General features: G+C 47.8%; 2 protein-coding genes (1 of these 2 running past the window's edge). Both read right to left on the bottom strand.

Translation table 11 applies throughout. The features are described from left to right. Positions 1–6,029: the 5' portion of an SDR family NAD(P)-dependent oxidoreductase gene (locus M3630_RS26100; RefSeq protein WP_251254019.1), read on the bottom strand. Its footprint begins 5,929 nt before the window's first position; only the first 6,029 of its 11,958 coding nucleotides appear in the window; its start codon is at positions 6,027–6,029; the stop codon falls past the left edge of the window. After that, entirely contained in the window at positions 6,026–14,239 is an 8,214-nt protein-coding gene (locus M3630_RS26095) for an SDR family NAD(P)-dependent oxidoreductase (protein ID WP_251254018.1), read from the bottom strand. Before M3630_RS26095 ends, M3630_RS26100 begins: the two co-directional genes overlap by 4 nt.

Below are 14,239 nucleotides of genomic sequence, written 5' to 3'. Positions count from 1 at the left end.
ATCACGGGACGCTTCCATTCCGTCAGCTCTTGCTGCACCACAAATGGAGTCTTGCTGAAATCAATGTTTGGGTTAAGTGTGCTGGAATGGAGGGATGGGACTAGCTTCTTGTATTTCATTTGCAGCAATATCTTGGTCAACCCTGCTATCCCTGCCGCACTCTCACCATGCCCGATATTTGACTTGGCCGAACCAATCGCGCAGAACTGATTCTCCTTTGTGTATTCCTGAAAAGTCTTCGTCAATCCGGCAATTTCAATGGGGTCTCCCAATGAAGTCCCTGTACCGTGTGCCTCAATATAGCTGACCGTTCTCGGATGAATGCCTGCTTCTTCAAAAGCTCGGCGAATCACCCTTGATTGAGAATGAGGATTGGGAACCGTATAGCCGTTTGTTTTTCCACCATGATTAATGGCGCTTCCTTTAATCACGCCATAGATGTGGTCTCCATCGGCGATTGCTTTTGCCAGTGGTTTGAGCAATACGGCTCCGACTCCTTCGCCAGGTACATATCCGTCGCCACCTTCTCCAAAGCTTTCGCATCGTCCTTTGCTGGAGGCGAACTTGCCCTGCGACAAATACAAATATTTGTTTGGATGAATAGAAACATTCACACCACCTGCGATCGCAACCTCACATTCGCCGCGCTGTAAACTGTGACAAGCTAAATGAATCCCCGTCAACGAAGACGAACACATCGTATCGACCGCCATGCTCGGACCGTGGAAATTGCAAAAATAGGAGACGCGGTTCGCGATGGAAGCCGGACTTCCCGCAATCGTAAGCGCTCTGCCCAACGCCTGTTCAGCGGACGCATAGAGCTGGTATTCCTCGTACATAACGCCTACGTAAACACCTACATTCCCCCCTAAGCCTTCGAGCTTGCCCAGCGTTTCGCGCGTATACCCTGCATCCTCTATCGTTTCATAGACACACTGTAAAAATAACCGCTCCTGTGGGTCCATCAGCTCTGCTTCCCGTGGGGAAATATGGAAGAACAGCGGATCAAACTGATCGACACCATCTATGAAGCCGCCCCATTTGGAATACGATTTACCGATCTTGTCCTTCGTCTCATCAAAGTAGAGACTGTGATCCCAACGGTCTTTTGGGATTTCGGTAATACAATCCTTGCCATCGCGCAGATTTTTCCAAAAATCATGTATATTCGACGCTTGCGGATAGCGTCCAGAAACACCAATAATGGCAATGTCCAACACTCCATTTTGTCGTTGGGTTTCCATACGAAGGGACGCAAACCGTTGAGACTTGCGCTTTTTGTTCCTACGCCCTGGCTGCTGTACTGTCCTCTCATCCGCAATTGTTGCTTCTGGCTCTTGCGCGAGCGTGAGAGGGGCTTCCGCATTCTCCCCGATCCCCAGTGTGCGCATCAAGCTTTCACGATAGTTTTCAAAGAAGTACCCTGTTAACTCTTTTATCGTTTGGTATTCAAAAAATAGCGTTTTGGGTAACGAACCAAATTGCTTTTCCAACTCCTTGGTCATCTGCATAGCCACAATGGAGTCGACACCGTATTTTTCCAACGAGGCGTCTGCTTCCATTTTAGCAACTGGCAATTTGATGACGGAGGAAAGCAGCTTTTTAAAATAATGGGTTGCCTGTTCCATCAGTGAGGTGGAATCTACGGCCTTCTCCTCTGCAAAAGAAACGGAAGCTTTTGGCGCTTCTCCTTCTGATTTAACAGATTCATTTGCGATCTTGCGCGTAGAAAAGCCCTTCATCCGCACCCGGACATTCCCGTTCTCGTCGCACAAGTCGATATCAAACTTCTCCACTTTATCTCCAGCTTTACTGCCCTCCCTGTAGCGAATGAGTGCCCACATGGAAGCGGAGCAAGCACCGACGATCTCCAATTCCTCAAGAGCAAAGGGAAGTATGAGCGAAAAATCACTGGTTGCCATCATCAAGCCAAGCGACGCCTGTAGAGCTGCGTCGATCAAACTCGGATGCAGACCAAATTCTCCTTGAGTTTTCGCCACGGAAGAAGGCAGAGACAGCTTCGCCAGCACCTGATCCTGACCGATCAAAATTTGCTCGATCCCACGATGTGCAGGCCCATAGTCGACTCCCATCTTTTTGAAAACCTCATAGCATTGCTCAGCGCTGAGTGTGCCTAGGCTGCACTGTTCCCGCAATGCGGTGAGATCGAATGGAGCAATATCCGGAATGGGACACAACACGGCACTTCCCTGACTGTGTACAGTCTCTGCCGCTTGATTTTGATCTTCCTTGCTCTCACTGTAAATTTCATAAACAATCTCACCATTCGCCTCAGGATAGAGTTCGATATGTGCCTGAACGGGTTCTGACCCCACAGCCAAAGGTTGCGTCCAGACCACATTTTTGAAACGAAGTCCTTCCTTTTTTTGCTCTGAATCAAGACCTCCCGCCGCCACCTGTATGGCTGCTCGTGCCATCTCCAGATAAGCCGCACTTGGCAAGATACGTTGACCCTTGATGACATGGTCACTCAGGAAAAACTCCTGTCCCGTAAACGTGGAACTAAACCGCTGCTCCATGAAATCCGATGTATTCTGGTGCAAGAAAGGATGAATCGCCCCCACCCCTGCGCTGCTGTTACCAGGAGACTTGGCTTCGATCCAATAAGATTCCTTGGCAAAAGGATACGTCGGCAAACTGATACGTCTCGGTTGCTCTTCCTGATAAAGCTTGTTCCAATCGATCGATAAGCCCTTCACCCACAGGTCGAGAAGCTTGCTGTATTTACCGCGTTCCATCCATCTCGCAATCGTTTCTTCCAATTCATCATCGGACGTCAAAATATCCAGCATTTCCTGATTTCGGTTTATCTGACCACGGTACAAATCACCAATATGCTCTTGCCCTTCTACATAGGCTGTTAGTTTTTGTTGCAACTCCTTCACAGAACCTGCGACGACAGCAATACGCTCTTCCATGGCTACACGTCCTACCTGAAGTGTGTACGCCATGTCGGCTAAGTGCGCATCGGTTAATCCGTGTTTCTGGATAAAAGCTAACAACTGCTGTGCTTTTTCATACAGCCTTTCCGCATTCTTTGCTGATAAAACAAAAATAGCCGGGTTCTGGGGTGTGATTTTCAAGCTGGATCGCTGTTGCTCTTCCGGAATATATTCTTCAATAATCACATGGGCATTGCTTCCTCCTGCACCAAACGAGGAAATCCCTGCAATTCGCGGATATTCATTGGTTGTGCCATTGATCTCAACAATCGGTCGTTTCCATTCCGCCAACTCTTGCTGAACCACAAACGGAGTCTTGCTGAAATCAATATTCGGATTGAGCGTGCTGGAATGCAAGGATGGCACTAATTGCCCGTGCTTTAGCTGCAACAATATTTTCGTTACGCCAGCAATCCCTGCCGCACTCTCACAATGTCCGATATTCGACTTCGCCGATCCCAATGCGCAGAACTGTTTGTCCTGGGTGTCTTTTTCAAAGGCGCGAGTAAGTCCAGCAACCTCGATCGGGTCACCCAGCTCCGTTCCTGTTCCGTGTGCTTCCAGATAACTGACCGTTCTTGCATGTACCTTGGCACGTTGCAAGGCATCTGCCACTAACTGCGCCTGCGCCTGCGGATTCGGGACGGTATAGCCATTCGTTTTCCCACCGGCATTCATCATGCTTCCTTTGATGACTCCGTAAATATGGTCGCCATCGGCAATCGCCTTATCCAAAGGCTTCAAGACGATTGCGCCCACACCCTCTCCATCCACAAAGCCGTCCGCCTGATCGCCGAAGGACTTGCATTGATTCGAAGGAGAGAGCATCGTCAAGGCTGACAATTTCATATAGTGGACAGGATCGACAATGAGATTGACTCCCCCTGCGATTGCACACTCGCTTGTTCCGCTATACAAGCTTTCCAAGGCGAAATGAATCGCTGTAAGAGAAGCGGAGCAAGCGGTATCGACCGCCACACTTGGACCTTGGAAGTTTAATAGATAAGAGAGACGATTCGCGATCGACCAATAAGTGGCTCCCGTCGGATAATTGCCATTCATCACGCCGACAAAAACGCCTACTTTTCTGCTTTCACACAGAGTTGCAGGCGTATATCCAGCGTCTTCAATACTCGCATAGGCTTCTTGTAAAAATAACCGTTCTTGCGGGTCCATCTCCTCGGCTTCTTTGGGAGAGATTTGAAAAAATAAGGGATCGAATTTATCCATATCCTCGATAAATCCGCCCCATTTTGTATACATCGAATCCTGTTTGCCTTTTTCTTCGTCAAAATAGCTCTTCCAATCCCAGCGATCCTTAGGAATTTCAGAAATGCAGTTTTTCCCCTCTTTTAAACGATTCCAGAATTCATCCACATTTTTCGCCTGGGGATAACGCCCGGAAAGTCCGATGATCGCCACATCCCGCACTACAGATGAATGCGTAATGGATTCCTTGCTCGCTTGTTCGCGAACGGATAAAAAGCGTCTCGTTTTTCTCACAGGAAGATTGGTGTACGCAGTTGAAGCAGAGTCGGTCATACCCTCATTCTCTAGCTCGTTCGGGTAAGCTTCGTCAATTGCTTCTTGTGCTTCTACTCCTGTTACCTTGAGCAACGCTTCCTTTTGCGTCTCTATGAGATACTCTACCAAGGCATCAATCGTCTGATACTCGAAAAATATCGTACTGCTCATATTCGCAAAATCTTTACGAAGCGAATTGGTCAATTGCACAACCAGAATCGAATCAATTCCATATTGCTCTAATGGTGCCGATGATTTAATCTGTTGGGTCGGAATTCTGAGCGTTTCGCTAATTAACTTTTTGATATAAGCCGTGCTTTTTTCGCGAAGCCATTCCTTCGTGACTCCACCTGACTTTTTCGCTGGTGTTGTGCGTACTGGCACTTGTTTTTTGAGTGGCTTCGCCTTCAAATTTGAGGCTTGCTTTTTTGCAGGCGAATACGCAACTGTTCCCGCCGACTGCCTCGGTTGGCTACTGCGACGAATCACCCCATCGCTTTCTGCCACAATAATCTGCTGGCATAAATCCAGATGCTCTTCTGCTGGCAAGAAAACAGATCGATACCCTGCCTTTTTCAACACCTTTTGCCATGTTTCCACTGTTAACAGAGGGCAGCCGGGAATACGCCATTCTGGATCATCATAGCGCCACCAGCCATCCAGCAAACCAAACGTCAAGTGAGCAAACAAGGTATTGCTCGTTAACTCATTCAGAATCAGCAAGCCATTTTTCTGTAACGTTGTTTTGGCGTGTAGCAAGGTTTGACCAATATTTTTCGTCGCATGCAATACGTTTGTGGCAATCACCAGATCATAGGAGTCCGCAGCGATCCCCTGTTCCTCAACAGGCTTTTCCACGTTAAAAATCCGATATGTGAGATATGGATTTTCGGCTCCATATTCTTTTTCGGCGTGAAGTAAAAAGGCTTGCGAAATATCGGTATAACAATATTCCTCGATATGCTTCTTAAAGGGTTTTAGCCTTGGCAGTACGATCGCACTGGTTCCACCTGTACCTGCCCCGATTTCCAAAATTCGAATCCGGGCGGAAGCATCTTGCTCCAAACGCTGCTTCACATAGGTAACAATCGTATTGGCGAGCACTTCGTTAAAGTAGTCCGCCACTTCATTGTGTTTATAGATCCCTTCCACCAGTTCCATCGAGGAATTCGGGAACATGATCTCTGTAGCTGGAATCTTTCCTAACAAAATCTCTGGCAGTACGCGCATGGTCGCCTCTACGAGAATCACCTGAGCTTTACTATTCGGATCGTTGAGCCATGCTGTTTTTTCTTGCTCCCATTTTTTCCATGCTGAATCGAGATGAATAGGGGTGGTATCGTTTGCGAGGAGTGACTCTCCATCGTACGCAAGATACTTATGTTGCACGAGAACGGCTATGCTTTCTTCCAGCCATTTGCCGTACCTGTCATGCAATTTGGTTTTGCATTCTGCTATTGTCTGGTTTTTTACCGTGAACAGCCCGATTGACTGTAATTGACCATAGAGTAGTTCACTGAGAAGCTTATCCATTGTATTCATTTATAAGCCTCCATTTCAGATTGTCTGCGTTGAGACGAAAACTCCAGTTTGGGCATATCATTCTTTACACGTTCGATGTGGGATACGAGTTTTTCTGGATAGATGTAAATGGATTTATCCCGATTTATCGTAAGCATGGCCTGTGATTTCGTGATTTTCACCAACGCGACTTGATTCATCGGTCCAGCAAGCAGGCTTTCCAAAGCCGTCATTGCTTCACGAGGTTCAATAGAGCCTAGTCCTGCCTGTGCCATCCTCTCCTGATAATCTTTGGTGGCAACAATGCCTACGTTCGCCCAGTATCCCCAATTCATCACCTTCACTGCACTGAGGCTATGCAACGAAAGCTGGTGCGCGAATATATCTTTAAACGTACAACCTGACGCATAATTGCTTTGTCCAGGCGACTTGGTAAATGAATTGATCGATGAGAAGAACATCACAAAATCCAACGGCTCCCGATCAAATACTTGAGCAATCCGCACGCTAACATCTACCTTGGCCGAAAGTCCGGCACGGAAGCGCTCTTCGTCCATATTTGCGAGGCTTTTATCTAGCAGGACAATCGCGGAATGAATGACTCCGTTCACTTGTTTATATCGCTTTTTGATCTCTTCATAAGCAAAATACAAGGACTTGCGATTCGTGGCGTCCGCCGCAATATAGACAGGAGCAGGTCCGAGCTTGGCAAGTCGATCCACTTTGGCTTGGATCTCTGCATTCTTTTCTCGGCGTCCTATCCAGATGATTTGCGCTTGATACGTGCTGATCATGTATTCGCTCCAGACTTCGCCAATACCGCCAGCACCTCCAATCACAACATAGACACCACCCTGCCTGTAAGAGGCCTGTTCCCATTGCGGTTGACGTAGTGGAATCAATTCCTGACGATACCATTTCCCTCCGCGATAAACCGTTCCATTCCCCTCGGCATCTGGCGGAAGTGTGAAAACCTCCTCCATTGGCCAAGCACGATCCGCTTCCAGATCAACAAGTCGAATACGCCAGTTGGTGTATTCTTTTGCCATCGAACCGACTAATCCGTAAAGACTGGCATGAATAGGGTTGACCACATCGTTTTGATGAATCGGTTGCGTCTGGAAGGTTACGAGACTCCATCCTAGCTCCTTGGTATCGTAGCCCAGCTTGAGCAGCGCTTTCAGCAAGCGAAACACATGAAATACACCGCGCTCCTGCTCGATGATCAGGGCCTCTTCTGCCAGGTACTCCAAATCAATCCATGGAGCAATCCAGATGATATGATCAATCGAACCAACCTGCTCCAGCTTTATCGCTAATTCATCTATACTTTCTGCGGGCGTAATCTCCATAACAGCTGCCTGAGGATAGCGTTGTTGAACAAGGCTTCGGTTCTCGTCATCCGCACAAACAATCAGAATACGATCAGTTGCAAATGGCGTTTCCGAACCACGGTTCACTACAACCTCTTCCCAAACAGGGCTGAGCAGCATGGTTCCCATCAGCGATTCGCTGGAGGGTTCAACCGGCGCCTTTATTGCTGTAAGATCGGTTTGGATCTCTCTTTCCAGTACCCGGGATGTGAATCCCTTCATCCGTACACAAATCGCTCCACTGTCGTCACATAGGTCTATATCATATTTTTCTACCTTATCCCCTGCTTGGCTGCCGTCACTGTAGCGCACGTATGCCCACATCTCGGTTGTACACGGGCTGATGATTTCAATCTCCTCCAGGGCAAAAGGCATCACTGGCTTGCGTTTTGCCATACTGTCGGACGACATCACGTGGCGGGAAGAGAGCGTCAACTCTACAGACGCCTGCAAAGCTGAATCCATCAAACTTGGATGCAAAACAAACTGCTCCTCTGACCCGGTGACCGATAACGGTAAAACCAGCTTTGCCAAGACTTGTCCACGCCCGACATATACCTTGTCTATTCCTTTATGTCCGCGTCCATAATCAATTTGAATCGCTCTGAAGAACTCATAGAATTCCTCGGATGAAATCACCTGCTCGCCGCACTGCTCTTGCAAAACGGGCAAATCAAGCAGGCGCAACTCCGAGCGAGGAGCAAGCACAGCATTTCCTTGACTGTGTACCACGATCTCGGCATCACTGCCCTCTGGCTCGCTATAAATTTGGTAGGATACCTCACCGTCTTCTTCGAGTACGAGTCCCGTATGTACCCGAACAGGCTGATTGCCTACAACGATTGGACGAGCCCATACGACATTGTGTAGTTTAATCGCCGTGTCCCCATGGATATTTTCTCCTATTGCGTGCTCCATCGCGCTTCTTGCCATCTCCAGATAGGCAACTCCCGGCAACACCCGCTGCCCTTTGACTACGTGATCTGCCAAGAAAAACTCTTCTCCCGTGAAGGTGGAGCTAAACCGTTGCTCGGAGAAAGTAGAAGTGTTCTGATGCAGCATGGGATGGATCACGGACGCTGTGATGGTAGTTGCCACTCCCCTTGCATTTGCTTTTGCTTCATTCTCCAGTACCCAATGCCGTTCCTTGGCAAAAGGATACGTAGGAAGTGGAATACGAGAATACTGATCGTTCGCAAACAGCTTGTCATAGTCTAATCTATATCCCTGCACAAACAATTCCGCGATCACAGATAGCTGCTCCAAATATTCGCTCGCCTGACTCGCCACATGCAGATTCTCGATGCTTTGATTTCCATAACGTTTCAAGGCGGTTTGTTCACGATGATCTTTTTCATTTAATTCGGAAACAAAAACCTGAGATGCTCTTCCTGTTTCCAACCACTTTTTCAAAAGCTGGACTAGCTCAGCGGTATTTTGAGCAATGCAAGAAAAGCGGTGATGGAAATGCTTTCTTCCTACTAGCAGCGTATAGCTGATATTTCCACAATCCGTCTCCGATGCTTTTTCACAAAAGGAAAGCAATTGGACAACCTGCTGGCGTAGCTGCTCAAAAGTGCGCGCCGACAGCACAAGCAAATAGCCCGGCCTTTTCGCATGAATCCGCTCTATTTGAGGCGCCTCTTCGATTACCATATGCGCATTTGTACCGCTGGCTCCAAAGGAACTGATCGCCGCACAACGTTTGGCTTGAGACTCTACCGACCATTCCTTCAGGCTTGTATTGACATAAAACGGGCTGCCATCAAACGTAATGTTTGCGTTCCCTGTTTCAAAATGCAGGGATGGTGCGATTTGTTTGTGTTTCAATGACAAAAGGATTTTGATGACCCCTGCAACGCCTGCTGCGATCTGTGTATGACCAATATTCGTCTTGATCGATCCAATCGCACAAAATTCTTCTTTATCCGTATAGGCCCGAAAAGCGCGAGTGAGCGCTTGATACTCAATCGGATCTCCCAGCTTGGTTCCTGTTCCATGAGCCTCGACCATCGTAATTTGCTCAGGATTGATGTCAAATGTATCGTAGACTTTGCGTTCCAAGCGCTCCTGAGATTTCGCACTCGGCGCAGTAATCCCATTCGTCGTCCCATCCTGATTGATACCCGAGCCTCGAATGACACCGTAAATATGGTCACCGCAAGCCATCGCTTCCGACAGACGTTTCAGTACAACGACACCAGCGCCTTCCCCCGTTGCAAAACCATCAGCCCGCTCATCAAACGTATGGCAGCGTCCCGTCGGTGACAGCATACCTGCCCGCTTGGCAGACAAATAGAATCCTGGCGTTGATTGAATGAAGACACCACCTGCCAATGCCATGTCGACCTCACCTGTCCGCAAGGCTTGACTCGCCATATGAATCGCCACCAAGGAGCTGGAGCAAGCAGTATCAATCGTAACGGCAGGTCCCTGCAAGTCCAGGTGATAAGCAACCCGAGCAGGCACAATGGACTCCATATTACCCCAAAAGGCTTGGGCAGGAGGGTTTTCTCCCACGAGACGGTCGTAATCACCTTTGGCGCATCCTGCGTAGACGCCGCATTGGATTCCTTGCACCCCTTGACCCGCATAGCCAGCATCCTCCAACGCTTTCCAGGATTCCTCCAAAAAGAAGCGTTGCTGCGGGTCCATATAGTCAGCTTCCAGACCGGATATGTTGAAAAACAGCGGATCAAACAAATCAATATTTTCAACAAGTCCGCCGTATTGATAGCCTTCCGCGTCGTCCAGGCCGTACGCCGATAAATCCCAGCGTCTCACTTTCGTAAGTAAATCCGATCCGTTCACCAAGTGCTCCCATAAGTCGTCAGCGTTGCCAGCGGAGGCAAACGTACCGCTCATCCCAATAATGGCAATGGGTTCAGTGAGATACGAAGCTTTTTCTGACATGCTCCCTGTTTCCGCTGAAAGCATTGGAGCTGCTTGAATGAATGGCTCGGTCTGAATAGCAGAGACGGACTCTTCCCTCTGCTCGGATAGGCTGATCTTCTGCCCTAACGCTCGAGCAATGACCTCATTGTACTCTGACAAAATATAACCTGTAAGTTGATTTACCGTACTGTAATCAAAAAGAATCGTCGTCTCAATTTCAATCACCAACGCTTGATTGATCTCTTGCACCAATCGAACGCCAAGAATCGAATCCAATCCATAATCTCTGAAAGGCTCGTCCACATCGATCGAATCGACATCGACTTCCAATGCGGTAACCAGTTTTTCAATAATCATATCCTTCACATAATCCGTCACCGTCTGCTCGGTCACCACAGACTCGCTTGGAATGTATTGCAGCGCTGGCTGCGAAGAGACTTTTCCTTCTGGTTTTGCCTGCTGTTCAGTCTCGCGCGCGATAGGCGAAACAGTCGCTCCGACACGAACACCAGGGTGAAGGACGCCATCGCTTTTTCCAATGACGATCTGTTGTCCCAGATCATGCGCTTCCCGAGCTGGAAAAGAGATCGTGTGAAATCCTTCCTTTTCCAGTACCGTTTGCCAACATGCCGGGGTTAAGGCAGGAGAACCAGGAATACGTACATCTGTATCTTCAGACAGCCACCATCCCTCCAAAAGTCCAAAGGTCAGATGAAGGAACAAGGAATTACTGCTAATCTCATTTAAAAGAACCAGTCCGTTTTCTCGTAAAACCGCTTTGGTATGGCGCAAGGTTCTGCGAATATCTTTGGTGGCATGCAACACATTCGCCGCAATCACCAGATCGTAATAGCCCTCTCGTACTCCTTGCTCCGCAAAAGGCGCTTCCACATTAAAAATTTGATAGGTCAGATACGGAACATGCGGTCCATATTCCTTTTGTGCGAACATCAAAAATGCTTTGGAGATGTCCGTATAGCAATATTCTTCGATAAACTCCTGATAAGGCTTCAGCTTTTCAAAAACAAAGGTGCTCGTTCCACCCGTCCCCGCACCAATCTCTAGGATGCGAATTTTTGCAGAGTGTTCTTTTTTCACCCGTTCTTCCACATAGGTTGCGACTGTTTCCGCGAGCACTTCATTGTAGTGATCTGCCACCGGGTTATTTTTATAAATATGTTGAACCAATTCCATTGACGAGCCCGGAAACATGACATCTGTAGCAAGTCGCTTGCCTGTAACAATGTGCGGGAGAGATTTCATCGTAGCTTCCAGCAATCTTATCCGCACTTCCAGATTGGCATCTTCTCGCCATGCCACCTTACGTCGATCCCATTCTTCCCAGACCGCGTCTACCTCGATCAAAGTCGGATCGACCACCAGGCATTGCTCTCCATCATAGCCATCGAGATAGCTGTGACGAGTTAACGTCGCTATACTTTCTTCCATCCATTTTTCATAACGCGGAGGGACGCCTGTTTTTGCCTTGAGGTCGGCGACATTCACACTCTTGGCAGTAAACCACCCGATCGACTGCATTTGCGCCCATAACAGCTTGGCGAGAAGCTCGTCCATCTCCTTCCACAATTCGGGATGGGTATTGGGCAAGCGATTCGGTCGCTCTGTTTTGGGCAGCCAATAGCGTTCCCCTCTAAAGGGATAGGCGGGCAAAGGCACTCGGGTGTATTTGCCGTTGTTATAGAAAGAACCCCAATCCAGCTTGTATCCTTTTACAAATAAATCGGCAAGCGTGGACAGCTTTTCTTTCCTTGACTGGTTGGTTAGCGAACGGTTCTCTGCTACTTCAGCCATCAATTTTTCTCCGAACTCTTTCAAGCTCGCATCTAGCCGCACAGAATCCGTTTCATCCTGGACAAAATAATCAGCAGCTGTTCCCGTTTCTTTTACTTCCGTGATTTTTTGCCGTAATTCCTCTGCGTCCTTGGCAATAAACATGCAACGGTGCGAAAAATGACTTCTTCCTGTTAATAAGGTATAGGAAATATCTTGTTCGTGAAAACGTCCCGCTTCTTTTGCTAACCACCGGGACATTTCATCCAGTTTTTGCGTGAGAGCTGTCTCGCTCTTCGCTGAAAACGGGAACAAGTAATAAGCTCCTGCTTGCTGATTGCTTGATTGCGGCTGTACCGTCGGCGCTTCTTCCAGAATCAGATGACAATTGGTTCCGTTCGATCCTAGAGCGCTCACACCTGCTCTTCGCGGAGTGGCATCACTGGTATTCCATTCCATGAGCTCGGTATTGATGAAAAAGGGACTTCCGCTCAATTTGATATGTTTATTGACTTCTTTGACGCTGATCGTCGGAGCGATCTTTTTATATTTCATCGCCATGACGACTTTAAACAGACTCGCCAGTCCCGATGTCATCGTGGCATGACCGATGTTGGGCTTATGTGACCCAATCGCGCAAAACTGTGCTTTATCCGTAAAAGAACGAAATGCTTCAATTAACGCCTTCACTTCAATAGGGTCACCCAGCTGCGTTCCAGTCCCATGCGTTTCGATATAACTGATCGTCTCCGGATCAACCCCTGCATTTTCATAGGCATCCACAATCAATTCTTTTTGGGCAAGCATGCTGGGTGCGGTAATCCCGTTTGACTTTCCTGTCTGATTCACCGTTGAGCCTTTGATGATTGCATAAATATGGTCGCCATCTTCCACTGCTTTCGCAACTGGTTTCAGTACGACCGCTCCAACGCCTTCTCCAAACACCATGCCATTTGCAGCATTATCAAAGGTGTTGCATGTTCCATCCGGTGAGACCACCCCCATTTGGGAGGACATCACATAAAATTCAGGGGAGCTGTGAATCGCCACGCCGCCTGCAAGAGCCATTTCGGTTTCTCCCCTGCGAAGACTGTCGCAAGCCAAATGAATGGCTACCAAAGCAGAGGAACAAGCTGTATCAACAGCAAGACTGGGGCCTTTGAGATTGAAAAAATAGGAGAGTCTTGCCCCTAGCATCGACATTTCATTGCCTAGCATCGTTTGTGAAGAGACACCTTCGGCCAACATGGATTTTTCTTTGTAGTCTGATTGGCGTCCCCCGACAAACACACCTACTTTTCTCCCCGATAACTGTTCAGCCGAGTATCCGCTATCTTCAAAAGCTTTATAGGACTCTTGCAGGAACAACCGTTGTTGAGGGTCCATACTTTTTGCTTCATCAGGGGTAATATTGAAAAAGGATGCATCAAATTGATCAATTTCCTTGAGAAGACCGCCGTAATATTGATCTGCTTCCCAGCCACTGCGCGTTATTTCCTCAATACAACTGTCTCCGGATGCAAGATGCTCCCAAAACTCTTCAACCGAATCCGAGCCAGCAAATCTGCCAGCTATACCGATGATCGCGATATCGGAGTGACGAATTTCGTTTGCGAAAATAGTAGGCAGGATTTGGCTTTCGTCTGCTGCTATCTCCGTTGCAAATTGCAGAGAGATATATTCCGCCAGTTCACCCACCTCTGTATAATCAAAAATAGCTTCTACGCCAAGATTGATCCCCAAGTCAGCATTGATTGCTTCTATTAATTCGACCGCTAATACAGAATGGATGCCGAGCTCGATGAAGCTTTTATCGAAATTCAAGGCTTCCACAGGTGTATCCAATAGGTGAGCAATGATTTTACCTATCTTGCTCGCAATCGTTGATGAACCGTTATCGGACTGGGTACGACTTGCTGGCTGATATTTTTCGAAAATATGCGCGGCTAGCAGCTTGGTATTCTCATGATCAAAAACGACCTCAATCCCCAAGTCAATGCCTAGCTTCCTATTCATCATCTCTACCATTTCTACTGACAATACCGAGCTGATACCCAATTCCACAAAACTTTTATCGAAATCCAAGGGATTCGTCGTATCTTTTAACAAGTCGGTCATTACTTCTTTCACTATGGTTTCCACATCATGTAATGAATGAAAAAGTACCTTCAT

The organism is Brevibacillus sp. MER 51, assembly GCF_023714195.1.
Taxonomy (GTDB): domain Bacteria; phylum Bacillota; class Bacilli; order Brevibacillales; family Brevibacillaceae; genus Brevibacillus.
This window is presented reverse-complemented; position numbering and strand designations above follow the sequence as displayed.

Excerpts from the sequence above, each read along its gene's own strand:
- M3630_RS26095 (WP_251254018.1), bottom strand. The coding sequence starts at position 14,239 with ATGAAGGTACTTTTTCATTCATTACATGATGTGGAAACCATAGTGAAA.